This is a genomic window from Paenibacillus sp. 8b26, from assembly GCF_050626875.1.
In the GTDB taxonomy this organism is placed as follows: domain Bacteria; phylum Bacillota; class Bacilli; order Paenibacillales; family Paenibacillaceae; genus Paenibacillus.
In genome coordinates, this window is record NZ_CP192445.1 from 4,963,208 (window position 1) to 4,987,881 (window position 24,674).

The following is a 24,674-nucleotide window of genomic DNA, read 5'->3' on the forward strand; positions in this document are numbered from 1 at the left end:
TTATCCTCCCTACCGGGGCGGCGTATTCTACAGTTGCGAGTAAATTTGAAAAAACGCAAGAAAAAAACGAAGATAACAAAAACAGGTCAATTATGGTGGTATCTGGCCATAATTAACCTGTTAGATGTAACGGAATAGCGTTATTCAGGTTATAAAATTAAAGCATTTGATGTGCGTACAACCGAAATGGAGGAATCTTTATACGGGTATTACATGGCTTATATGTGTTATTGGTTGAATGATGGATTCATTCGTCATTTGGTAGTCCCACCACCTTTAAAATGTTCATGATTCGAGTGGATTCATATCCAACAAGCATTCTATAGCCTGCTTTCAGTTTGATAACTGTTCGAAAATATATGGGTATCGCAGTGAAGTAATTATCTTGTTTGATAGATACTTTTTCTGGTATTGATCTAGCTTTGTATTTATGATTACAGTAGCATTTTCTTTTCTGAATATTTGATCTGTACCATTTTCCACAAACACCATGTCAGGATTAAAAACCATTAAAATATTACCGAAAATTTTAAATAACACTTCTAATCCTTCCTCGAATAATTTCCCGAATAATTGAATCCCAATTTCTGCATTAATTTTCATCCCATATTCTTCTCTTAAAAAATCAATACTAATAATATCTTCTGTTTCAATATCAAGTGTGAAGTATTTACAGCTAAGACGAGAAAAATCTTCGTAGTTAGTTACTTTATCTTCAACTGTATCGCATACTATTTCATAAATTATGCTTTTAAGTGTTTCTTTATCTAAATTTGAGACTAAGAATAACGTACAGTCCATCTCACTTTTAACCTCCAAACACTCTTGTAATCTTTCCATCCTTCACTAGAATTAATTCTTCTAGTCTTTTTAGATCTCCATTCGGATTTGCTTTTCTTAAAATTGTTTCGATAATTTCGGTAACTTTTTCATTTGGAAAGTTGTCTATGTTCAAGACAATTCTTCCAGACTGTTTCTTCGTCTTTCCTGCTATTTCTTTAATTATACTTTGTATCTTTCCATCTGGTTTTGGTGCATAACAATCAAATACATTTCCTTCGATTAGAAAATCTGGATTAGACCCTTCTGCAATGCCATGACCATTTCCACCATCAATTTCATCTAACATCTCAATGTCATAGCCGTTATCAGCCAATACATCGGCTGTTTCATTTTGCTTCTTTATTCCATGGGAATCTCCTTCTCCATAATTCCCTTTAGGTTTGCCACCCTTTGGTAAAGAAGGTTCGGTAAGTTTAAACTTTGGAACTTCTCCCGTCCCCTTAGTGCTCTTACCTGTATACTCTCCTGATTCTAACGCATCAATCTGTTTTTGTCTCTCAGGCGAAATCTTTGCACCGGAACCTTTAGAATGTCGGACGTCAGGACCAGGATCATGAAACCGATAATGACCTCCAGCAGTTTCGAAAATGGGTAACCTTTTAGTTATACGGATGTTCATCTTTCGGGCTACACTTTGCAAGTAATTCCCCAAGGATTCAAAATTGGTTGGAAAACGGATGGCGTTCGTTTTGAATTTTCCATCTCCGGCCTTCGCTAGAGCAGAGTCGGCTTTCGCTGTATCCCCGAATAATCCCGGCGTTCCACCTTTTCCACCGTTCTTTTCTTCAACATCTTTGAGTCCCTTAGATAAAGATGCTTCTTCTTTACCCAGCTTTCCCATCTTTTTAGCTAATGCTGCGGCGCCTTTGACAAACCCAATAATGTCTGCGCCGCGTTCCACAGCCTTGATACTGTCATATCCTGCATCGTAGCTTTCCTGTTTGGTATCGGTTAGCGGATTAGGGATGAAATTGTTCATTTTTTTTGCAAAAGGTTCTGTGACACTATCCCATACAAAGGTAGCATCTTGTTTAGCTTCATTTCCAACGTTCATAAACCCTTGTTTTACGCCGGACGAGTCCTTAATGATTTCAACATACCGGGACCCTTTTTCAAAGCCTTTTTTTATACCATATTCGATACCTTCAAGGGTTTCATTACGATCGAGGAAACCTTTCCCGGTGACGTTACCGGGCATGACGAAAGGAGTAGCCACCATGACTCCCATATCCACGATATCGACAGCGGAGTTCCATACCCCGCTTAAAAACTCTATACCCGCATCCCATTCTCCCTTGAGCGTGGAGCCTACATTCTCCTTGACGCGTGCTCCCATCACGCTTTGAATTCCCTTTTCAGCGACTTGCTTCTCAAAATCAGACAAAATCGGTTCTGGGTAGTATTGATGGAGGGAAGCTTTAAGTTGGATTTCTGAACTTACGCTGTTAACTTCCTGCTCCAAATCCAGTGTATCGGTTGTTGTATTCAAGTGTAAGCCGTTGGTTCCTTGCAGCAGGATGCTCCCTGCAGAAAGACTAAGACTGCCTGTGGCTTGAATTTGTATACGTTGGGTGCTGTTCAGGCTGACACCGTGATGGGTATTCATGGAGATGTACAGCGATCCTTCCTGCGCACTCATCGACAGTTCGGAATTGCCCAACGATATTTCTTTTCCCTGTGGATTCGCAAAGGATTTGACCCCGGGATCGGCTGTTTTACGCTGGTGACGTTCTGCTGGTGATTCGACCACAGCACCTTGGGCTGCGTGAGATGAAGGGACGGCAACAGTAGATGGTTTCGTCCGTACCGATTGTATGACCATCGCATCATCTTCGTCTGCACTTGGAAAATACAGCTTCACCTGCGCCCCTTTTTCCGGCATGAGATACCACACCTGATTGCCCTCGGCAGAGTAGGGGAACCACTGAGCATCCTTGGGATTTTGCTGATTATCCATATCCAAATGTAATCGAACCTGATTCCGGCTGACCTCCAGTATTTTTCCTTCAATGGATGCACCGATGATGGTTCGATTGTATATTTTAGGCACCTTTAAGCCCTGCGACAACGCGCATTCATACGACCAGGTCATCAAGCCACGAATCAACTGGCCTTCACGTTTAGTGATGACATAGGTTTCGTGATTGCGCTCGACTTCATCTCCCAGTTGCAGCATTTGATCCCATTCAAAGGTATACCGTGTATAATCCCCGATACTGGCAGATTTCCAGCCGTTCGCCTCTTGATCCAAAAAGGGAGCAATCTTGCGCTGCAATGCAAAAGGAACCTCTTTCAATTGAATATGCTGCCTGCCCTGTGGAACACCAATCCAAATTTGCGCATGATGGGAAACGATATTAGGAACGAGAAGGGCACCTACATGCGAAGCTAACCGTTTTAAAAAGGTCCAATCCGTCTCCTGATACTGCATGATGAATTGACCTGTTGCTTTTTTCTCAAAAGCTTCATCGATCTTGTCTGAGCCTTTATAATCGGCTAGTACCGCATCTACAATATCCACATACTTTTGATTGATATGTTGAAAGGAACGATTTTTGAGCTGCGTATCTAGTTTAAAACTATGAGAAATGACGTTGAGAGTTACCATGATCCCCTGATGTCTGTGCTCCACATCTACACCGTACAGTTGCCCCATAAATAAGGGATGTTTCTGGTCTTTGGCATCGGAATACCATAGCTCAACTTCGTCGTCGCTGCTCGCTTTGGTAATGATTGTGTCTGCTTGATCGGCTTCTAGACTACCCGTGATCACCAGTCTAGCATGTTCTCCCAGCTCGTGACTCATATGGACGTTATGAAGTCGTAGCTTGCCATAGGGCCAAGTGACATGTAAGTGCTGATAGGTAAAGCGGTCTTTCGCTACGATGTTCATCCCTTACTCTCCTTGCTTGATAAAATCAGCCATCTTGTCCGTCATCTGTAATGGAGATGATACCTCCACCACCAGATCCTGTGCTGTCTGCACCAAAAAAGGAGGATATCGCCTCTTGTACACCTTGACAGCTACACATTAAGGTCGAATTGTTGAGTAGGGCGGGTGCCCCCTCAACCAATACGTCTTCTTTCCCACCAGTCCACTTGGACCCAAACGCAATCTCCGGTTCACAGGGAAGACCCTGCTTCAATTTACACAGACCAAAAGCATTGATTTTGCTAATATTGGCTCCACAAATGGCATCGTCCACGTTCAGAACGGGCTTTTTCTTAATGAAGACACCGTGGCTGTACATCATATTGAGCACACCGGGGTCTGTACCTTGACTGCACTGTAGCTTGGCTCCTCTCACCACATAGGAATGTTCTCCGCTGAGTGCACCTTGGGCCAAAGCTTTAATAAGTATAGGTAAAAACATATAAGCACCTCCTTGGATAAAAGGTAAACATTTAAGAAAGCTCCGACCATGTTGCGGTGTGTAACATGGCATAAGTTAACGGGACCCATAGGGGAGCATCCTCCAGCTTAAATTGGCAACTCCCGATCACAGCCTTGCCACGCCAGGAACGCACAAAGACAATCTGATAATAGGGAGAGGGGGAAACTAGAAAAATAGCTTCATAACAGCCAATGATGGTATCTTGAATAGAAAGAGCCTTTTCATCCACGAGTTTCATACTTGGTTGTGCGCGACTCGTTTGCTCAATCATCTGTTTTTGATAGACTTCCACTTGCTCAGGGTCCAGTTCTTGCCCACTTTGGTGCAGACCGAACAGGATTCCGCCCAGCTTGTCCTGAACAACGAAGCTTTTCGACGGATCTACCGTCTGTCCAGCCCGAACTTCTGGAATAAGAGAGTCAGGTAGGGAAATGGTGAGTTGATTTTCAAAGACAGGAAGGATCTGAAACTGGATCTCCTGTTCATTCGGTAGAATTAGCAAGCCTTTTGAAATTCCCTCCATCGCTTCTTCAATAGATATCATCATCCAGCTTTCATCGTTCTCTGCTGTACTTAATTGCTCTTTTAATGTTTGTTGATGATGCAGTTTTAAAAAAAATTCATCCCAATGCTCCGTCAAGGTTGAACCTCCTTATACAAGTTCTAGCTTTTGTAGCCGAAAACCACTCAAATTCCGCCGCAGCAAGCTTTCAGCAGCCTCCAAGCTAACGATGAAATAAGGTTCCCTCACGTTGGACAGTCGGAAAAAATGGTGTCCATTCACCTTATGGCTATCCAGCACAAGGCGTTTCAGGGTTTGGTCGTGCGGATAAAATTCAGTTTGTTCTGAAATGCCATCCACAGAGGGAACAGATGTAATCCAATATAGCTCCTGACGGCTAGGTTCTCGGTTCACAATATACATCTGCTTAAAACGGGCTTGTGTATTGTATAATTCTAGAATCCGTTTCATAGGATCGGAAAATAGCGGTTGTGAGGTTGAAAACGGTAGCCAGTCCGTGTACTCGGCATCTTCTGTCGCATGAACATCTAAAACCTGAGCCGGAGGCATGCCAACAAATGGCGTTTTAAAAAGGTCTAAATTCATCGGTTCAATGTTTCGGGATATACGATGATCATCGACCAGCACATAATAATGGCGCATACACATTCCTCCTTATTCCGTCCACACAATGGATTGATGCTGTGCTTCGTTCAGTTTCCAATGCTGTTGGTACTTTCGCGGGACAAGGGTTCCTTGCATTGATGCCCCTTCAAAATATGCATGTTCAAACGAATGTACATCTGTAAAATCAGCCCCATCCAGGTTGGCGTGTTCAAAACGAAGTCCACATAGCCCTGGCACCCGAACTCCATTTTCCCGATACGGCTGTCCACTGGCACTGCTAAAGTTAGCACCTCTCAAGTCGCTATATCTAAAATCCGTGTCGGTCAGTAAGCATCCCTGAAAGCTGCCTCCTGCCAGATTCGCTCGCTGCCACATGCTTCCGATCAATATGCAGGTGTGAAACTGGCTTTCCCGTAAGTCACTGTGGCTAAAATCGTTATAGCGCAGATCCTTTTGCATCAGGTGAAGGTGGGGAAGCGAGAGTCGCTTTAGGTTTTCGTAAACATAGGGTTCTTCCTCATTGGAATGCATCAATTGCTCTCTCACATGATCTGCAAGAAGTGCTTCCTGATCTTCGACATATAGATTCTCGCTGATATCCTTGTACTCGCCCGTTCGGATAGCTAAACGATTAGCTTTATGAATGGCGAGATACTCAGGCATTTGAACCACTTCTGCCATCCCTAAGCGTAGGAGGGAGCTCACAAACTGGTGGAAAAAAGGAGCGGATTCCAGCATCAGTCGTTCCACATCCGCTGAGGTGATCATCCCCATATATATTTTTCGTTCCTGCTCCAAGGTTTCCAACATGGCACTCATCGGTGCATAGGCCCATGAAGCGTCATAGGTTAACTTGCAATCGGAATCATCTTCGTACCATTCTGCTGAATAAGCCTCGATCATATATAGGTAGGATTGCTCCAGCATCTGAGTGCGCAAGAACGAGTAGTGGATATATCCAATGGGTTCTTTTTGACCTTGTTGCTGCATGCCCAGAATGTGTATACATAAATCCCTGAACGAATTGTTGAAGTCTGAAATGAGCTGATCCTGACAACGTTGGAACTTGTTCTCCAGCGTGTCTAGCTGTAATTCCAGTAAGGGTGTAAAATGATGTTCCTTAAAATGGTGTAACGCTGCATGTTTATCCATCTACTAACCTCCCGTTAGTTCATCTTGATTTCTGTACCGGAGAAGGTCGTTTTATCATCCAGCGTAATGGTATTGCCTTTACCAGATAGCTCGATTTTTCCGGCGGAAAGCTGGATGTTGCTGGAACTCATAACGATATCGGAGGTCGCGCTAATACTCACATTTTTTCCGCTTACAATATCAATGCCCGTTTTATCGTTAATGACAATGGACATGCCGTTGCCGGAGATGACGATTTGATCCGGGGCGAGCATGATTTCTTTGCCATATTTCGTCCGTAACGTCTTAATAGCAGGGTCAGCCATTCGATCTGGCGCAGGAGCTGCTGCTGATAGAGAGGAAGACTTTGCTCCGGCAGACGAAGTAGAAGCAGTCGCATGTCCAGAAGCGGCAGAAGATTTTCCGGCGGAAGGCTGCGGTTCTCTTTTAACTGAGCTGATCGCGTACCCTTCTTCTTCCTTATAGCTTGGAAAATAGATACGGATGCTGTCTCCATCCTCAGGCATACAATACCAGCCTGTGTTATCCGCAGATGCATAAATGGTGGAGTAGGGAAACCAGTAATCGGTATTCGGGTCTTGCTGATCGTCCATATCGAGCTGGGCGCGTACTTTGTCCCGACGAACGCTCAGTACCTTGCCATGAATGGAAGCACCGATAATGGAGCGATTGTAGTCTTTAATAGGACGTAAGCCGCTTCGTGGCGACAGCTTGGCAGTATGGGTCAGCACCCCGTCTTTCATCTCTGTTAGCACCTCAGCGACCAGCAAAAGGTGGCCTTTAAAGGTTACTTCATAGCCAGGCTCTAGCAACTTTTCCGTTTCGACTTCATACTGGATAAAATCAGCATCACGCACGCCAGGGATATGGTTCTCCGAGGCAGTTTGGAAGTCAGCTACTCGTTTGGTTACTTTATAATTGGTAGATTGTATTTCTCCTTTGCTGAGTCCCATGGGCAGGCCAAAATAAAACTTCGGCACTCCATAGCCAACCGCAGGAATAAGCGGAGAATAGAAGTGCGACGCCATTCGTTTTAGAAATTGCCAGTCGGTTTCATCATATTGCATGATAAAGGTGCCGATAGGCTTCTTATGGGACACCACATCCATGGCTTCGGCTTTGGAGTAGTCCGACACAATACTTTGGATCAGACCCGTATAGGTGAGCTTGGGGTTCTGGAAAGAGCGTTGATGCCGCTTAATATCTAACTCGTAGGTATGAGATATGGCTTCGACGGTTAGGTAATGAACCCCGTGAACGACTTTTTCCTCCACATCCAAGGCAATGCCTCGAAACAAGGGTTGTCGATTTCCATTTTTGTCTGTGACAAAAGCTTTGACCTGAGTTTCTTCATCTGAAGCACGTACATACAGCTCTCGCTTTTTCTCCGAGATAATGCCTGTACAGATCATTCGGGCATGGTCATTGACTGTTTTTAAGATTTTAAGTTCATGAAGGCGGACGAATTCATAAGGCATGATTTCGATATGACCGTAAGTCACGATATTTTCCATAGATGTCTCCTTCTATAGTTGTTTTTGGTAAATGTTATTATGAGATTCCCAGCTAGTAATGTGGTTATTGATAAATCCAGCATATGTATTTATCGGTTAAAAGAGAGAGTTAGTTTACAGAATGCCCCATTCGTTGTGGTATTTACTATGTGTATTATTGGAAGTAGGAGATATGGGAGGGGAGTTTTGAGCAGAGAAAAGCATATAATAGGTGGTAAGAAGAGTACAAAAAGATATTTATAAAATATTGAGGTTTAATGAGAGATGAGGGTTCATGTTATGCCAAAAAACGATAATATGCTGGCCATTCTATGGATGCTGAATTCGGGTGTAAAAATAACTGCAAAACAAATATCCGAAAAGTTAGAAATAAATATAAGGACAGTTTATCGGTATATTGATGCACTATGTGCCAGTGGAGTGCCTATAATATCCGACACGGGTCATAATGGCGGGTATAGCTTGCTGAATAATTTTATTAGAGCGCCCTTACTATTTGATATTGAGGAAAAAAAGGCACTCCTTCATGCTGCTGTTTTTGCAAAAGAAGCTGGATACCCTTTGAGTGAGGCATTAGGCAATGCGACATCAAAATTGAAAATGTATTCGAATCAGGAGCAGGAAAGTATACTTAGCCGTCATTTATCCGGATTTGAAGTGATAAATCGCATGGGAGACCCTTCTCTTCAGCCGATATTGGCAGAATTGGAGCAGGCTGTATCCAACGAATTCTCTGTAGAAATGGATTATCGCACAAGCCATGAAGAACAACCCAAGAATAGGGTGATAGACCCCTATGGAATGGTTTACTGGAACAATAAATGGTATACTGTTGCATTTTGTCACCTAAGGAATGAGATCCGTAGCTTTCGGGCAGATCGGATTTTACAAATCAAGCGTACTCCAATCATATTTAAGCGTCCTGAGGCTTTTTCGGCTCGTGAATTTTTTATGCAAAATCTGTTACCTGGTTTAGTGGGCAAGGACGGTTTAATTTCTTTAATTATAGAAGGCAGGTCAGAGGCATTGGATGACTTATGTCTGCATTGGTTTTTGGGGCATCATCTGAAAGAGCGGACCTCAAATCAAGCAATCTTTTTGCTTGAGGAAAAATCACTTCATACATATGTCCCTTATTTACTCCTACCCTACGGGAAATCCATTCAAGTCATCGAACCACAGAGTTTGAAGAAAAAGCTTGTTGCTGTTGCGTCGGAGTTAATGGAATATTATCAACGTTAAAAACTTCACTGACAGCAGATGTCAGTGAAGCTTTTTTATAATGAGGATAATCATGGATTACCGAGAGTTGGTATCACTTGATAAATTATAAAATAAGGAGAACTTGTAAATGAATAGTACGGTATATCTTTATGTGTTTAACACCATGGCAGACTGGGAGATAGGTTACTTAACTGCCGAACTGAACTCGGGGAGATATTATAAAAAGGGGCTGGTCCCATCCAAAATAGTTACCGTGGGAATGGAAAAGACTCCTGTAACTACAATGGGCGGATTGACAATCCTGCCTGACATCAAACTGGATGAGTGCAGCATTGAGAGCACAGATATATTGATTTTACCTGGTGGAGATACATGGGCAGAAACCATTCACCAACCCATTTTAAAAATTGTTGAGAGGTGTTTAGAGGAAGGTATATGGGTTGCAGCGATTTGTGGTGCTACCATGGGACTCGCCCAGACAGGATTGCTGAATTCACGTTGGCATACAAGCAATGATCTGGAATACCTTAAAATGACCTGTCCCACATACACGGGCGAAAAGTATTACAAAATGGAGTCTGTTGTAACGGATGGAAAACTGATCACTGCATCTGGAACAGCTCCGTTGGAATTTTCCGTACACGTTTTGAAAGCTCTGGGTGTGTTTTCTTCTAAAACATTAGAAGCCTGGTATAGTCTAAATAAGACTCATAAACCCAAATATTTCTATGAGTTGATGAACTCAATCCAATGAAGGTATAAGCATAAAATTGAACCGTTACGATCATTTAAAGGAGGAGTTAAAATGACTGAAAGCAGAGAATATATGGGAGTGTCAGGTGAATATACAGAGAGTGGAATGCCCAACGGCTTTACATCTATTACCCCTTTTATTACAGTGAAGAATCCTTCAGAAGCAATAGAGTTCTATAAAAGTGTTTTCAATGCAAGGGTTAAGGATATTACTGAATATCCTGATGAGAATGGCAATAAAATAATTGTTCATGCTGAATTAGATTTTGGAAATGGTTTTTTGCAGCTGGGAGCAGCGAATCCAACATATAAATTGGTCTTGCCGCCAGATGAAGACAATGCGTGTTATTCTTTAGGAATTTACGTAATGAATGTTGATCAGGTATTTGAAAATGCGGTAGCAAGAGGAGCGAAAGTAAGGGAACCAGTTGCAAACTTTGTTTCAGGTGATCGATTCGGAAGTATATTAGATCCTTGTGGAGTAAGATGGTCTATCATGACTAGGATCGAGGATTTGTCAGAAGAAGAAAGTAGTCGGAGGGTTGCTGAATGGGCTAAAAGCTTTAGTGGAGAATAAATGCAATCACTTTTTTGGTAGAATGCGTTAAAGGTGACTACCTGCTGAAATGATGTAATAGAAATTCTGGTGGCCCTTAAAGATGTGTTAGGAGCCACCAGTAAAAACTAATTTACGATATTGTTACATAATAAGAGCCAGCTATACTTTTACTGTATACTATCCCAACACCTAAAATAAAGGAGATCCATCTTTGGATACACACCTTCATTTTGATTAAGAATTATTGTCCAATTTGTTCTAAGATTTGTGTGTAAGCATTCCTATAATGATTGGGGTTAGGATCTTCTCCTATTATCTTGGGTACGTCAAAGTCAGACAGCAGAAAATGGTGTTTGGGTTGAACTTCATGCCTTGCTAAGCAACTCTTGCAACAGGACAAGGGACAGCCATCAATTGCAATGATATCTCGTCCCGATTTTGCCGTTCTGACAAGTGGCTTGACATCACCACCAACACCAGCGATGCAGGACATTTCAGCGACTTTTTCTCGATCCATTTTTATAGCGATCATGTTAGCGGTTTGTGCTGCGGAGGAACATCCAGAACATGAATAGACAAGAGGTAAATCAGTTCTTTTCATCTTTGTACACTTCCCTGTTTTTTCTTTGTGATCCATCACGGTATCCTTGATTTTAGATGAAACAAATTAAAATTGTTTGTAGTTTAACTTAAATTTACAGGTTAGACCGTGATAATGGTCACGACACATTTTTTCAAAATCTATTATAGGGCTAACTATGTGTATCAAATCAGCCAGATTCCTCTTTTTAACTTAATTTTTCTAATAGAGAATTAGCCTTATCTAATATAAATCTGGATCGTCATCCTTAATCACGATTAAAATTTCTTTAATTGTCTGTTTAGTCGAACTTTCTAATTTCTCCAAAACTTTACCGTAAGAAATTAATAAATCTAGTGCTTGTTAAGTTGTTTTGTGTCTAGCTTGTTGCATTGTACGATCTGCTTTTAAAATGTAAACCTAAAAAATCTTAGGACAATGTGATCAATAGGCTGGAGAATATTTGTAGAGTGCATACGTGAAGAATCAATCGAATCCCGGCTTTTACTACTTCCATATAGATGGATTGTTTATCCTGACTTAGATATATCCTACGCTTCTTCCCATTCGGATAGAAGTTGCTGAATATCCTCGTTTTGGTTGATTTTGAATTGATTCATTTTGGTAAATAGATGCTCATCTTTTGATGAACATGAATTCTGTTGTTCGCTGGCGCAATGCTTCCTGAAACAATCTGGTCAATCTGACATAGCACCTTTCCCTCCCGTTGTTTAAGTGTGTGTATGGTAACTCTGATGGGAGGGATGGCAAGTCATTGTTTTTTGTCTGTGGAATTGGGCATAAATGGTTACCTGACTGCTGATTTGAAATGCCAAAAGCTCACTCCTGCTCATATTTCGAGTTGGAACGAGCTTTTGAAAGTCGATTAATCATAGAGGCGCGTATACGTAGTAATTTGTAAAGCTTATATACCAACCAATAATCACTTTTTTTAACTAACATTTCAAAAAAGTCATTAATACTATCAGCTGCTTTTATAGTCACAGGTTCTTACTCCCCTGATTCTTCATGTAGCCAAATACACACATAAAATTCAAGCGTTGATGTGCGTACATCTTAATTCGTGAAAATTTCCTATAGAGAGAACAAAGGTAATCTCAGTAATCATGAGATGAAGTGATTCATTCGGCACAGGCTAGCTCCACCAAGGAAAAAGCCTTAACTAACATTCGCTAATCAGGCAGCAACCTTTCTAAAAGGTAATTTCATTTCCTAAGTTTTGTTTCTCTTTGTCTAGGAAGGAATTAAATAAGTTGACTAATCTAGCTACGTTCTCTTCATGTGAGTATAACAATGGATTGTACCCATCTTTAGGAGTTAGATAATTAATGAAGTCCTCCATGTCCTCTGGATAATCCATATCAGCATACACTTCAGCAATCTTGTTTAACATTTCCTCATAATCATCTTGATAAGTAGTCTTTAAATAACTCAGGATACCCAATCTCCATTTTCTTTTTTCAACTTGCCAAACATTTGAATCTGGAGATAAGTCATTGACAATTGACTCTTTTAATATGCTCATCAGTAATTCTTCATAATCAATATCATATTCTCCCCAAGCAAGCTGAATAATGTTTTGATTGTTTGAATCTGGATGACTCGTTAAAAACTCAATTGCATACTTAGTTATGTCACTGTTACTAACTAAGCCAAGTTTTAATCCCACATAAAGTGTTGTCCAATTGTAATTTATTTTACTTTTCTTGAAAATATCTGTAGAAAAACTCATTATTATCACCTTTAATCTTAGGGTCTTTGATTTGGAAGTCCTGTTATTTGGCCGTTAGGAATAAATCTTCTGTGCGTTACTCCCTTTGTTGGATCGACAATCCACTCGAATATTCCATTTTGGTCTTTAACAGTTGTTATTCTTTCATTGATTCGTAGGTCTTTGTTATATACGTCTTTATAATCGTAGTACTTCATACCACCTTTGATTTGATATAATTTCCTTTTCACTCCGTCACCACTAACGAATTCAAATTCCTTAGCATATGGAGTGTAATTGTCAATTATATCATTAAACCCATGCTGACCATCCTGTTTCTTTAAACCACTGCCAGAACGTGCATTATCAAGTACTGGATGGGATATATCTTTACCCGTCCCTTCAGGAGGTTTACTCGGATTCGTTGGTTTAGATGTTTCCTTAGGTCTGCTTGAATTTGCTCCATTATAAATCGGCGAATCATTAAACTCATCAATCGGCCTATTTACACCTGGACCACCTTTTGGGTTGGGTTTTACAGGCGGATTCTCTACAATAGGTGGTTGGCTAGTCCTAGCAGGAGACCTTCCCGCAGTCCCCATACCAATACGAGCTCCTACAACTCCATAAGTCGTGTCTTCGACTAAATCGCTTAGTCCTGTCCTCTCCATGTAATCTCCAGATTTTTGTCCGATGAATCCCTGATTGTATCGAGCAATGAGTGCATCCATTTTCTCTTTGTCCAACTCAATAGCATTTGTTGAGTCTACCCCCATAGCTACTAATCCATTTTCTATGGCATTGAGAGTTCCTTCATCCCATACGTGCGTTCGCTTTGTGTTGACGATTCGCTGGATGGCAGCCATTTTATTGGGATCTTTAATATCATACAATGATAGTTTGCGCCGCATTGTAATTTCAGTGCGCAGTGCTTGTTCAGCTTGTTTCAGCTTACCTTCATCCTGCCACCAATTGGCTGTAAAATAATCAGTTTGATTCCAATATGAAGTATATTCACTAGTTTTTCTTTCTCTCCATAACGCAAGTTTTGAATTATCATGTTTCTTTGTTTGTTCTGCCTGAATGCGTTGTTTTTCCTCATAATCCCTGAACATTTTTTCTCGAACACTTTTAGGAACCTGCTGATACGCATGAACCATGGCATTTGATTCTTTCAGTAGGTTTTGAACCAGCTCCAATGGGCCACCGGAATCAGCCAAATGACGCGCACTTGTATACACTTTCCCCAGAATCCACTTGCTATAGTAGGCTTGTCTTGCTTGCTCATGCTCGTATTGACTAATCAGTCCCTCAAGGGCTAAACCAGCCAAGTATTTCAACGGATGAACTCCGTTTCCCTTGTTACTGCCTCCAATCGTAGGCGTTCCTTTACTACGAATAGGGATGGCTCCAGTTGCTTGTAACACTATTGCTGCCACTTTACCTGCTGGTCCACCAACCGTATTCAACATCACATTGGCTACGTTCCCGACTGCTGGAATGGAACCTAATAGCTTAGATATCGTCCCCATCAAAGCATTGGCCTGTTGAAGCGCTGCTGGAGTCGTAACTTTTGCTTTAGGTGTAGAGGCTTGGCTGCTAGATGAATCCTTGGCTACTGATTGGGCTGCTTCATAAGCTTTTATGTTCATCAATGGTGGCTCAGGCACAGGAGGGAGGTCAGCTACGAAAACAGGAGCTTTCACCGTACCTTCCTGATCAATCATCGGAGCTTTAATATCTGTTTCGCCATCAAGCACCATGCTGCTGGCTCCACCTTTTAAGTATAGCGCCGTACCAGCTTCGAGTGATAGTTCCTCACCTGCATCGAGCTTCACATGACCACCCTGAATCTGTACATTCCCCGGACTGTTAACGGTAATGCCACCATCTTCATTTAGTGTAATGGAAAATCCATCTGAGGTGGACAGGGTCAGTTCTTGTTCAGACATTTCTACGCCGCTACCTTGCACATGTTGCCATACCTTCACATTCGGCTGTCCATTCGCGTGGCGTTGTTGTCGTAGTGAATCCGTTACATAGGCATCCTGTTCACGGTGTGTAGGCAGATACAACTCCACCTGTTCCCCGATCTCAGGCATATCGTACCAGCCACTGTGTTCTTCTGCAACATATCGAGTCGCTACGGGAAACCAGCAGACTTTGGCAGGATCTTGCTTCGGATCAATCTCTAGTTGAAGCTGTACGAAATCCTGCTGTACCTTGAGCACTGTTCCTGTCAGCGAAATCCCGGTGGTCTGATCGTTTTCATACCGGGCATAGCGAATATTCTGTTCCGCTTGGAGATCATAACGGGTACGCAGTAAGCCATCCTCTAACTGTGTCACTGCCCTAGTGACGACCAGTTCTTTGCCTTGTCCGATGGGTAACGTGATGAGGTCGCCCAGCGCATAATATTGCAAACTTTCAATCATATAGGTGACATAAGAGCCAGCACGTTGTTCTCCCGGCTTTTCCGCATCCAGCTCATGAAACGTTTTTCGTACCCTGTAAAATACATCTCGTTCCACTTTGTGCTGCTTGCCTTCTGGCATCCCGAAGAAAACCTTGGGCGAGGCTGCGGTTACCTCTGGCACGAGTACGGAGCCAAAACGGGAAGCAAGACGCTTTAAAAAAGCCCAATCGGTCTCATCATATTGTAAAACAAATGTCTCCAGCTTGGCATAGTTGCTTACGGTATCAATGGCATCTCCGTATTGATATTTTCGAACCATCGTAGTGACCAGATCATCATAAGTACGATGAATATCCTGATAGGAGCGTCTTTTCACCTTGATATCCATCTGGTACGAATGGGAAGCAGCTTCCAGTTCAAACGTATAAACGCCTCGCACACAGTGTACGGACATACGCGTAACAATCCCATGGAACAGCCTTCTCAGCGATTGTCCCTGTTCATCCAACTGACGAATCACAATTGGCTCTTGCTCCATATCCTGTCCAATACAGGCCGCTCCTTGTTTTTCGGAGAGCAACCCACTGATATGTAAATAGGCATGATCGTTAATGGTACGTGTTATTTGAAGTTGTTCGATATGATGTGGCTGAAAGGGACCATAAAAGCGTAGGCTTTCATAGCCAATCCCTGCTGTCAGTAGGCTCAAGTGAGTTCATGTCTCCTTTCTAGATGCGATGGGTATTTCCAAGTAAAGCACATCATTTTTATTCGGGTCTGACTATAGAAGACACGGATGGGTGCAACTTTGGGTTAAGACCGATATGTATCACTGAGTTTGTTTGGTAAAAAATAATCTTAATCCGATACAGGTGTCCCAAGTAAGTATTCATTCAAGGTACAAAAGGGCAAGAGGAGATATTTAAATAACAGTCCAGCATATGTATATATCGGTTGAAAGAGAGGTTAGTTTACAGAATGACCCATTGGAAGCGGTAATTACAATGTTTATTTTTGGAAGGGGAGGTGTGGAAGGAGTCTACTTACAACTATGAATTTCTGAAAAGGTCAGTTCATGATGCCGTTTTAATCAAGTTGGTGGTACATAGAAATCAATATAGTTCAAATGTAGCTCATGAGATCGATAGAATTAAGGGGGAGAAAGTTTTTTTCTGAAACTAAGGTTGTTGCTAGGAGAAGGGGCTTTTAATAGAATAGGTAAAAAATATAATAAAATAAAAAATATTACTTTTAATATTTCAACACATGTAGAGGCGAAAATATTAATTGTTAGAAAATGAGGCGTGGCAGGTTCGCTTAACTATATGATTATTTTGGAAATGTCCAAGTTGACTACTTGGACGTTTTTTATGTTTGGTATTCTATATAAGTAAGCTGTATCAGCTTCTCGTAATACTTCTACCCTATTCAATAACATTCGTATAAGGAATAATAATAAAGAGGGGGGTTAATATGGCAAAATGGAAATTGTATTGGGTTGAATCGGATGGTTACGAGGATTGTTTTGTTGTCGCTAAAAATAGCCGTAGTGCAAAATCTGTCGAAGTAAATCTGAACGGATTTGATATTTCTGATGTTAGAGCTGTCCGTGTAATGGATATACCTGATATTTTGGAAGAGAAAGCGGATAAGAAATTTAGGGAGTGGTCAAAAACACATGCACCTCAGCAAGCTAATAGACCTGACTTACATCAATGGCCTTGGTATGCTGAAGAATGGTTGCTAGAAGATTTGGGAGTACAGTTCCGAATTGTAGATGATGAAGAGCAAAAACTTTTGCGGGACGTTGTTTATGCGAGAAAAGCTACTGGCGAATGGTACACCTATTGCATTGGTGCAAGGGCTCTTGTTGAAAGGAATGAGCGACTTCCACAGTATGACAATTACGACAACGAGCCCAAGATCAATATTGCTGAACAGCTTTATACTGCTATTGGGTTGGCTTTGACGCAATGCCATGAAATTGAATTTCTATTTTCAAAATCGTTTGTTTTTGCTATATCAGAAAAGCAACAGAAAAAGTACGAAACATTTAATGATTTTTTCAAAGGGTGGGATAAGAAAACATTAGGAGGATTATTCTCCGCAATGCAAGAGGCTTTTGATATTGAGACTGAGGTAAAAATGGCACTAGATTTATTTCTTAATATGAGGAATAAGTTAGTACATGGAATTACAACAACACAGAGGTATAATATTGATACTGATTGGGGACAGAGAGAATTACTAGCGTTTCTGGATTTATTCCTTTCTTTATGTGTTCCAATTAAAGCTATAGCAGAATCATGTATTGACGTTAGTATTGAAATTGCCAATATATATTTGGTTAAAGAGAACGCTGATAAGATTCCATTAAAGAGTTCTGATAAATTATTAAGTTTATTTACTAATTGTTTTGAACTAAAAAAACAGGACTTAGCAGAATAATACTTTTTATCATGTGTTTCTTCTATAAAGGGGCTATTAACTTAAGATGACACTATAATTGCAAACTCAACACATGCTAAGTGCGTGGTAGTAATATAAGTGATACTTGGCTATCTAATAGTTTTTGGTAAAGATTGGTTTTTGCCTTTAGATAATAGTCGTATTTTATTTACTATACTGAATTGTAGCGCTCCCTACTTATTCTCTCATTGCTACGTATTCACGTACCACATCCGACATCATCCTTTGCTACACTTTAAATAAAAAGGAGATGATAACTTGGATACATATCCCAAAATACTAAAAGGCGTCGAACATACAAACTCATCTGAAAATACGACTGAGCAATACGAGAGCTTGGTACAGCAAGAAGATGAACACATAGAGAGACTTAAAACATGCACAAAGCTTATTTTTGATGCGTTAGCTATTATTTCGCAGAAAGCAAGTAACTGCACATGGAAACCGTTAAAGAAGCGGCCGACCATCTTCATATCATGGAACTGGATTTACGAAGAGAACTGTTTAAAGTTCGTTTGAAAAAAAGTATTTTGGCAAACAAAATGAAGCAAACCCAAGCATAGCAGCGGAGGGGACGGAATCGTTCTGAAGAAGTGAAGCGTTCGGGCTGAAAGCTTTTCGTAGGAAAGCTAGCTTCGTAGTAAAAACTGTCACCAGATTTTTACCGTTAAATATAATCAAAAAAATCTGGGGGCAACAGCGATCGGAAGAATGATCCGTCCACGTAGCGTCCTTAGTTGCACGTACAACCTCTTTAAAAACCCAAACCCGACATGACCCTTCACGGTCTACTCGGGTTTTCTCATTTTACAGCCCTATCCTCACGACTAAAATCTCACCTCACCCTCCAAACAGCCACCCAGATAGTTACACCCACTCCCAACATCATGTATAGTAAAGTTATGGGAAATAATTATGAACCCGCATATTATCTTGAACGAATAAACGTACAATATGAAACATGGCAAAAATGAGGAGGAACGTGATGATACATCCAACACAGATTCAGGATATGCTGCAAGCCGCGCTGGAGACGGGCGGAGATTTTGCAGAGGTGTTCGTCGAGGACCGTACCAATGGACAACTGGGCATGACTGGGGGAGTCGTGGATACGGCGCTGTCAGGCCGGGATTTTGGGATTGGCATTCGGATCATGAAGGAGCATTTCTCGGTGTATGCCTACACCAGTGATATGAGCGAACAGAGCCTGATTCGACTGGCCAAATCGGCTGCCAAGGCCATTCGCGGAGGTGGAGCGCCAGGTACACACACCATTACCCTCCATCCCCATGCGATCCCTAACCAACATCCGATTGCGATCATTCCTGACGGTTCACAGAAACGCGCTAAGATCGACATGATGAGACGGGCGCATGAGGCGGCAAGCCAATACGATCCTTCCATCACGCAAACCTCTGTTGGAATTAGCAACTCGATCCAGAACGTGCTGATCGCCAATAGCAAAGGTCTACTGGTGGAGGATACCCGCACATATACACGTATGAGAATAAGCGCGATTGCGACCGATGGGGAGCATAGACAATCCGGTTTTCGCGGGCCGGGAGCTTATGCAGGGACTGAATTCCTGGAGAATCTGGATATCGAAGAAAATGCAAGACACGCAGCTCGTATTGCGACCACAATGGTAACAGCGGGATATGCGCCTAGTGGTAGACTGCCTGTCGTAATTGAGAACGGCTTCGGCGGCGTCCTTTTTCACGAAGCATGTGGACACGGGTTGGAATCTACAGCGGTGGCCCATGGAACCTCCGTGTTTGCCAATAAGATCGGGCAGCAGGTGGCTTCACCGCTTGTCACGGCTATAGATGATGGAACGATTCAGAACGCGTGGGGCTCGCTCAATATCGATGATGAAGGGGCGCCAACACAGCGCAACGTACTGATTGAGAACGGCATTTTAAAAGGATATCTGATCGACCGCATGGGCTCGCGCCAGATGGGTGTACCTGCGACAGGGTCAGGACGAAGACAGTCCTATAAATTTGCGCCTGCGTCCCGTATGAATAATACGTTTATTGCGAACGGGGATTCGACCCGTGAAGAAATCATTGCGAATACGGAGTACGGGATCTATGCCAAATCGCTGGGTGGCGGTTCGGTGAATACCTCGACGAGCGAGTTTAATTTTGCGGTTGAAGAGGCATACATGATTCGCAACGGCAAAATTGCCGAGACGGTCAAAGGCGCAACGCTAATCGGCAAAGGGATTGAAACCCTGCAAAATATTGATATGGTCGGCAACAATCTGGATCATGGTCAGGGGATGTGCGGTTCGGTCAGCGGAAGTCTTCCGGTCAACTGCGGACAGCCGACGATACGAGTGTCCGAAATGACCGTCGGCGGACGGAAGGGGGAATAGGCGATGAATATTCAGCAATTTCAGGAAGCGTTGTTCACAAAAGGCCGGGAAATCGGCTACGCGGATATGGAAATCTACTATGTAAATGGACGTTCTACCTCAGTGAAGGTACTGAAGGGAGAAATTGACCAATATACCATCGTTGAAAACGGTGGGCTTTCCTTCCGGGGTTTCATTAACGGGAAAATGGGCTATGCCTCTACGGAGAAGCTGGAACCGGACGTGATCGACTTTTTATTGGAAGAGGCACGTAGCAATGCGGACATATTAGAGAGCGAGGAACAGGATGAGCTGTTCGCAGGCTCTGAGAGCTACCCTGAGCAGCCTGCCTATGCCTTAGCGTTGGCTGACACGGCTCCTGAGATTCTGATCGAAGCGGCGCTAGAAATGGAGCGCACAGCGCTTGCCGCAGATCCACGGATTGTGATGGCTCGGCATTGCTCGGTCAGCATTCGTGAAAATGAAGTCCTGATTGTCAACACGAAGGGGCTGCACTGCCATCGTCGTAAAAGTCTGGCGACCGCTTATGTCTACGTTATTGCCAAAGAAAATGACGAGACGGTTACCGGGGGCTGGCATGATTATTCCCTGCGGAGTGTGGAAGAAATCAATATTGCAGATGTGGCGCATAAAGCCGTAAAAGAGGCTGTTTCCAAGCTGGGTGCGCACACGATTCAATCCGATAATTATCCGGTCATTTTCCGTCATGATGCAGCAGCGCAATTGCTGGCTGCGTATACATCGGTATTTTCAGCGGAGTCAGTGGATAAAGGCTTCTCACGTCTAGCAGGGAAATTAGGGGAAAAGGTGGCAAACACCAAGCTCACGCTGGTGGATGATCCGCTGATGGAAAATGTTCCGGCAGGCAGCACATTCGATGCTGAAGGTAGTGCTACACGTCGCAACGAGATTATCAAGGACGGGGAATTACTCACGTACTTCCATAACCGCAAGACGGCCCGCAAAGCCGGAGTACAAAGTACCTCCAATGCTTCTAAAGGCGGCTACAACGGTAAAATCGGCGTCTCTTATCATAATCTGTATTTGGAACCAGGCACCTCTACGTTGGAGGACATGATTCGCAAGACGGATCGCGGGCTGATGATCGTAGAGCTGCAAGGACTGCATGCGGGTACGAATACGGCATCCGGTAATTTTTCGCTGGCTTGTCTGGGATACTGGATTGAGCAGGGGCAAGTGGTCAGAGCTGTCAATCAAATTACCGTATCGGGTAACTTCTTTGACGTGTTGCAGCAGATCGACGAGGTTGGCAATGATTTGCATTTTACAGGGAGCTGCACTTCACCCTCTCTCAGGCTGGCTTCACTCTCCATTTCAGGGTCATAACGACGAGAGCCTTCTCCATCTTTCCAGACCTTTGGCTTGTTTTTGGCGTTCGGATTGCCTGTGGATTACAGATGCTTGATACAGCGGGGTATGGTAAAGTAGGAGAAAGTCTTTAAAATATGAAAAAAAGGCTTGGTTACAGCACCGCGACAGGGTATTATAGACAATAATATATTCGAAAAAAGGTTCGAATTGAATTTTTATTGGGGGATGTATATGAGATATATAAGCACTAGAGGTCGAGTAGAAGCCAAGGGATTTATTGATACCGTGCTCATGGGGTTAGCTGACGATGGAGGTCTGATGGTACCGGAGCAGATTCCGACCGTGTCGGCAGCTACTTTGGAGCAATGGGCAACATTGAGCTACAGAGAGCTGCTGCTGGAAGTTTTTGCGCTGTATATCAATGATGAGATTCCTCGTGAAGATTTGGAGCAGTTGGTGGAGCGCAGTTATGCGAGCTTCCGTCATCCCGAAGTCACGCCAGTGAAGAAGATCAACGATTCTCTATATATTTTGGAGCTGTTCCACGGACCTACGTTCGCGTTCAAGGATGTGGCACTGCAATTTATGGGTGAATTTTATTCCTACGTGTCCAAGAAACAGAATGAGATCATTCACATTTTGGGTGCAACCTCGGGCGATACCGGGGCGGCAGCGATTCAGGGCGTGCGTGGCAAGGAAGGCATTAAAATCTGTATTTTGCATCCGCATCAAAAAGTAAGCAAGGTACAAGAGCTGCAAATGACGACCGTTGACGATGAAAATGTACTGAATCTGTCCGTAAAAGGGAACTTTGACGATTGTCAAAAAGTCATTAAGGACCTGTTTGCCGATCTGGATTTCAAAGGAAAACATCATCTGCGCGCGATTAACTCGATTAACTTTGTGCGCATTTTGGCGCAAACCGTATATTACTTCTATGCTTATTTCCGGGCGCAGGAGTCAGCGGGTACGAAAAAAATCAATATCAGTGTGCCATCTGGTAACTTCGGCAATATTTTTTCCGGCTTTCTTGCGAAGAAAATGGGCTTGCCGATCCATAAGCTGATCATTGCGACGAATGAAAATAATATTTTGGAGCGCTTCGTGAAGACAGGCGAATACAAACCAGGCGGCTTCAAAAGCACGTATAGTCCTTCCATGGACATTCAGGTGGCGAGCAATTTCGAAAGATACCTGTATTACTTCCTTGGAGAAGATGCAGCCAAGGTATCTGAATACATGAATAACCTCAAAACCGAGGGACGGATTGTGATCAGTGCAGAGGATTTGAAACGGGTACAGCAGGATTTTGAAGCGCTCGGCGCTTCGAATGAGCAGTGTCTGGAGCTGATCAAAAAATACAAGGCCGAATACGATTATTTACTGGACCCGCATACGGCTTGCGGTATTGCCGCGTATGAGGCGTATAATGGCGCGGACGAAGTATGTGTGACCTTTGCAACGGCGCATCCGGCCAAATTCGACGAAGCGATCCGTCTGGTGGACATTAAGCAGGAGTTCCCGGCGCAGATCGAGCAGTTGTTTTCCAAATCACAGCACCAGCAAGTGGTAGAGCATGACGAGGCCGAAATTGTGCGTCTGCTTGAAGCCTTTTATGTGTAGAGGATCATCCCGATTACGACGAGTTATACCCTCATAGGATGTAAAAAAGAGGCTATGCCCTGTGCGCAGCCTCTTTTTGCACTTTCCATACTTGTTATACTCGTGAATCAGCTACCTAGGAGTCGTTTTCACACATAAAGCAATGTTTCAGCTTCATGCTATGAAGCGGAATGATGGTATCCATTTGATGTATCTGACCCATGCCGTCGTCCATAAATTCTCATTAAAATCAGGCCGAACACCATCCCAATAAAGGACATGATAGCTATGGACAGATACAGCACTTGCCCGCCGAAGGTTTCGTACACCGCGCCGCCTGCATAAGAGGCCACAATACCCGAAACGCCGAAAAATAGCAAAGCCAGCACGGTTTGTCCGGTCGCACGCCATTCCTCCGGCACGATCCGGTACAAGTATTGGATAGCCGCTGAGTAAAATATCGGGAAGGTCAGCAGTTGAAGCACCTGCAAATAGGCGAGTAACTGCGGATCGCTGATCCAGGCTGAAGCGAAGAAGCGAATAAAATAAAAGGCGGCAGAAATAGAGATAATAGCAAGCTCTTTCCCTGCACGCAACCACCAGAAGCTAAGAGCGAATACCACGATTTCACTGGCTGCTGCAATGAAAAAGGCCAGCCCGACCAGTTCGGAATTGCCTCCCAGCTCACGGATATAGACACCAAGAAACGTGTCATTCATCCGGGCCGGAACGGAACAGACAAATACGAGCAGAAGGAACAGGAGAGTTTCCTTGTTACTTAGAAAGGTTTTGAGGCTGTGAAGCGTCACGGGCTTGCCTGTTACAGGAGCATCCGGCATGGCAAGGCTAATGACAAAGCTAATCGCTGCAATACCGGCAAACAAATAGGCCAGGCTGTGAGCGCCGAAGGTTGACATAATGTAGCCTGCCACCAGCGACATGACGGCATACCCCAATGCCCCGTAGGTTCGGATGGAGCCATAGCTGATTCCAACCGATTCGGCTACCCGAAAGTTCAGGCTTTCGGTGAGAGGATCTATGGGCATCAGGAAGAAATACACCAGCATAGCTAGGCCGATCAACAGTGCAAAGCTGGTTGAGGCATACAGGAAATAACCGGAGATTCCCGCACATATCATCAACAGAAGTAATACTTTGCGAATCGTTCTGGTTCGGTCACTGACCATGCCCCATAGCGGCTGGGCGATGATGGTGATAAAGCCGCCGGTGCCCGTGATCATCCCGATTTGGGCAGGGTTTAATCCTTGCTCGTTCAGATAAACGGGGAGGAAGGGTACAAAAATCGCTAGCAGGGCAAAATATAAAAAATTGTATGTCCGTAAAGGGACGGAAGAATTCATAAACGGTGTGACCTCGCTCTGATTTGAGATATAATTTCATTTTGTTCACATTATTGTACCATGTAGGGTAAGGTATACATACTCTTATTTATCGTGAAAAAAGCCTGTAAATCAAGGGATTTTGGTTTAATAATATGACAAGGTATGATAGATTCATAGAGATATTTAATGAAGGGGCCAAAATTTTTTTATGAGCAAATTTGATGTATTTTTATAAAAAATCATGTATAGTT

19 protein-coding genes are annotated in these 24,674 nt (G+C 43.1%); 8 read left to right on the forward strand and 11 right to left on the reverse strand.

The genetic code is table 11. The annotated features are described in order from the left end of the window. Positions 1-333: 333 nt before the first annotated feature. From ACQ4MX_RS23090 to ACQ4MX_RS23120, 7 genes are read right to left on the reverse strand one after another with little or no spacing between them, the layout of a single operon-like run. On the reverse strand, positions 334-801 hold the full coding sequence (locus ACQ4MX_RS23090) for a hypothetical protein (RefSeq protein ID WP_023989779.1): 468 nt from the start codon (positions 799-801) through the stop codon (positions 334-336). A 7-nt stretch (positions 802-808) separates the two neighbouring features. After that, the gene (locus tag ACQ4MX_RS23095) at positions 809-3,736 is read right to left on the reverse strand and encodes a contractile injection system protein, VgrG/Pvc8 family (protein ID WP_431087540.1); all 2,928 of its coding nucleotides are present in this window, start codon (positions 3,734-3,736) and stop codon (positions 809-811) included. Positions 3,737-3,761: 25 nt separating this feature from the next. Then, entirely contained in the window at positions 3,762-4,217 is a 456-nt protein-coding gene (locus ACQ4MX_RS23100) for a DUF4280 domain-containing protein (RefSeq protein WP_431087541.1), read from the reverse strand. A gap of 31 nt (positions 4,218-4,248) precedes the next feature. Then, positions 4,249-4,878 (reverse strand): hypothetical protein, encoded by a 630-nt coding sequence (locus ACQ4MX_RS23105; RefSeq protein ID WP_431087542.1) that lies wholly within the window; start codon positions 4,876-4,878, stop codon positions 4,249-4,251. Positions 4,879-4,890: 12 nt separating this feature from the next. Continuing rightward, positions 4,891-5,403 (reverse strand): imm11 family protein, encoded by a 513-nt coding sequence (locus ACQ4MX_RS23110; RefSeq protein WP_431087544.1) that lies wholly within the window; start codon positions 5,401-5,403, stop codon positions 4,891-4,893. 12 nt (positions 5,404-5,415) lie between these two features. Then, a complete protein-coding gene (locus ACQ4MX_RS23115) occupies positions 5,416-6,519 on the reverse strand; it encodes a pentapeptide repeat-containing protein (RefSeq protein ID WP_431087545.1) in 1,104 nt (367 codons plus the stop codon). A 14-nt stretch (positions 6,520-6,533) separates the two neighbouring features. Then, positions 6,534-8,033: a hypothetical protein gene (locus ACQ4MX_RS23120; RefSeq protein ID WP_431087546.1), complete on the reverse strand. Its 1,500-nt coding sequence runs from the start codon at positions 8,031-8,033 to the stop codon at positions 6,534-6,536. A 279-nt stretch (positions 8,034-8,312) separates the two neighbouring features. Between ACQ4MX_RS23120 and ACQ4MX_RS23125 the strand changes: the two genes are divergently transcribed. The 3 genes from ACQ4MX_RS23125 to ACQ4MX_RS23135 all read left to right on the forward strand — a co-directional run bounded on the left by ACQ4MX_RS23125 (position 8,313) and on the right by ACQ4MX_RS23135 (position 10,587). Further along, a complete protein-coding gene (locus ACQ4MX_RS23125) occupies positions 8,313-9,275 on the forward strand; it encodes a helix-turn-helix transcriptional regulator (protein WP_431087547.1) in 963 nt (320 codons plus the stop codon). A 109-nt stretch (positions 9,276-9,384) separates the two neighbouring features. After that, positions 9,385-10,011 carry a type 1 glutamine amidotransferase family protein gene (locus ACQ4MX_RS23130; protein ID WP_431087549.1) on the forward strand — a complete coding sequence of 209 codons (627 nt, stop codon included), beginning with the start codon at positions 9,385-9,387 and terminating at the stop codon, positions 10,009-10,011. A 51-nt stretch (positions 10,012-10,062) separates the two neighbouring features. Further along, positions 10,063-10,587, forward strand: a complete 525-nt coding sequence (locus ACQ4MX_RS23135) for a VOC family protein (RefSeq protein ID WP_431087551.1) — start codon at positions 10,063-10,065, stop codon at positions 10,585-10,587. Positions 10,588-10,810: 223 nt separating this feature from the next. Here ACQ4MX_RS23135 and ACQ4MX_RS23140 read toward each other — a convergent pair whose 3' ends face one another. From ACQ4MX_RS23140 to ACQ4MX_RS23150, 3 genes are all read right to left on the reverse strand, one after another. Then, positions 10,811-11,170, reverse strand: coding sequence for a putative zinc-binding protein (locus tag ACQ4MX_RS23140; protein ID WP_431087552.1), 360 nt, complete (start codon positions 11,168-11,170; stop codon positions 10,811-10,813). Positions 11,171-12,362: 1,192 nt separating this feature from the next. Next, positions 12,363-12,902 carry a DUF2247 family protein gene (locus tag ACQ4MX_RS23145; RefSeq protein ID WP_431087553.1) on the reverse strand — a complete coding sequence of 180 codons (540 nt, stop codon included), beginning with the start codon at positions 12,900-12,902 and terminating at the stop codon, positions 12,363-12,365. A gap of 17 nt (positions 12,903-12,919) precedes the next feature. Then, positions 12,920-16,006: a contractile injection system protein, VgrG/Pvc8 family gene (locus ACQ4MX_RS23150; RefSeq protein ID WP_431087555.1), complete on the reverse strand. Its 3,087-nt coding sequence runs from the start codon at positions 16,004-16,006 to the stop codon at positions 12,920-12,922. Between the two features lie 764 nt (positions 16,007-16,770). On the opposite strand from ACQ4MX_RS23150, the gene ACQ4MX_RS23155 reads away from it, so the two are divergent. From ACQ4MX_RS23155 to thrC, 5 genes are all read left to right on the forward strand, one after another. Next, a complete protein-coding gene (locus ACQ4MX_RS23155) occupies positions 16,771-17,745 on the forward strand; it encodes a hypothetical protein (protein WP_431087556.1) in 975 nt (324 codons plus the stop codon). A gap of 458 nt (positions 17,746-18,203) precedes the next feature. After that, positions 18,204-18,329: a hypothetical protein gene (locus ACQ4MX_RS23160; protein ID WP_422759363.1), complete on the forward strand. Its 126-nt coding sequence runs from the start codon at positions 18,204-18,206 to the stop codon at positions 18,327-18,329. 422 nt (positions 18,330-18,751) lie between these two features. Further along, positions 18,752-20,146 (forward strand): TldD/PmbA family protein, encoded by a 1,395-nt coding sequence (locus ACQ4MX_RS23165; protein WP_431087557.1) that lies wholly within the window; start codon positions 18,752-18,754, stop codon positions 20,144-20,146. A 3-nt stretch (positions 20,147-20,149) separates the two neighbouring features. Then, positions 20,150-21,493: a TldD/PmbA family protein gene (locus ACQ4MX_RS23170; protein WP_431087558.1), complete on the forward strand. Its 1,344-nt coding sequence runs from the start codon at positions 20,150-20,152 to the stop codon at positions 21,491-21,493. A 216-nt stretch (positions 21,494-21,709) separates the two neighbouring features. Next, on the forward strand, positions 21,710-23,101 hold the full coding sequence (gene thrC, locus ACQ4MX_RS23175; RefSeq protein ID WP_431087560.1) for a threonine synthase: 1,392 nt from the start codon (positions 21,710-21,712) through the stop codon (positions 23,099-23,101). A 158-nt stretch (positions 23,102-23,259) separates the two neighbouring features. Here thrC and ACQ4MX_RS23180 read toward each other — a convergent pair whose 3' ends face one another. Beyond that, on the reverse strand, positions 23,260-24,441 hold the full coding sequence (locus ACQ4MX_RS23180) for an MFS transporter (protein WP_431087562.1): 1,182 nt from the start codon (positions 24,439-24,441) through the stop codon (positions 23,260-23,262). Positions 24,442-24,674: the final 233 nt, after the last annotated feature.

Excerpts from the sequence above, each read along its gene's own strand:
- ACQ4MX_RS23110 (WP_431087544.1), bottom strand. The coding sequence starts at position 5,403 with ATGCGCCATTATTATGTGCTGGTCGATGATCATCGTATATCCCGAAAC.
- ACQ4MX_RS23095 (WP_431087540.1), bottom strand. The coding sequence starts at position 3,736 with ATGAACATCGTAGCGAAAGACCGCTTTACCTATCAGCACTTACATGTC.
- thrC (WP_431087560.1), top strand. The coding sequence starts at position 21,710 with ATGAGATATATAAGCACTAGAGGTCGAGTAGAAGCCAAGGGATTTATT.
- ACQ4MX_RS23180 (WP_431087562.1), bottom strand. The coding sequence starts at position 24,441 with ATGAATTCTTCCGTCCCTTTACGGACATACAATTTTTTATATTTTGCC.
- ACQ4MX_RS23135 (WP_431087551.1), top strand. The coding sequence starts at position 10,063 with ATGACTGAAAGCAGAGAATATATGGGAGTGTCAGGTGAATATACAGAG.
- ACQ4MX_RS23090 (WP_023989779.1), bottom strand. The coding sequence starts at position 801 with ATGGACTGTACGTTATTCTTAGTCTCAAATTTAGATAAAGAAACACTT.
- ACQ4MX_RS23145 (WP_431087553.1), bottom strand. The coding sequence starts at position 12,902 with ATGAGTTTTTCTACAGATATTTTCAAGAAAAGTAAAATAAATTACAAT.
- ACQ4MX_RS23130 (WP_431087549.1), top strand. The coding sequence starts at position 9,385 with ATGAATAGTACGGTATATCTTTATGTGTTTAACACCATGGCAGACTGG.
- ACQ4MX_RS23170 (WP_431087558.1), top strand. The coding sequence starts at position 20,150 with ATGAATATTCAGCAATTTCAGGAAGCGTTGTTCACAAAAGGCCGGGAA.
- ACQ4MX_RS23120 (WP_431087546.1), bottom strand. The coding sequence starts at position 8,033 with ATGGAAAATATCGTGACTTACGGTCATATCGAAATCATGCCTTATGAA.
- ACQ4MX_RS23140 (WP_431087552.1), bottom strand. The coding sequence starts at position 11,170 with ATGAAAAGAACTGATTTACCTCTTGTCTATTCATGTTCTGGATGTTCC.
- ACQ4MX_RS23125 (WP_431087547.1), top strand. The coding sequence starts at position 8,313 with ATGCCAAAAAACGATAATATGCTGGCCATTCTATGGATGCTGAATTCG.
- ACQ4MX_RS23160 (WP_422759363.1), top strand. The coding sequence starts at position 18,204 with ATGGAAACCGTTAAAGAAGCGGCCGACCATCTTCATATCATGGAACTG.
- ACQ4MX_RS23155 (WP_431087556.1), top strand. The coding sequence starts at position 16,771 with ATGGCAAAATGGAAATTGTATTGGGTTGAATCGGATGGTTACGAGGAT.
- ACQ4MX_RS23100 (WP_431087541.1), bottom strand. The coding sequence starts at position 4,217 with ATGTTTTTACCTATACTTATTAAAGCTTTGGCCCAAGGTGCACTCAGC.
- ACQ4MX_RS23115 (WP_431087545.1), bottom strand. The coding sequence starts at position 6,519 with ATGGATAAACATGCAGCGTTACACCATTTTAAGGAACATCATTTTACA.
- ACQ4MX_RS23165 (WP_431087557.1), top strand. The coding sequence starts at position 18,752 with ATGATACATCCAACACAGATTCAGGATATGCTGCAAGCCGCGCTGGAG.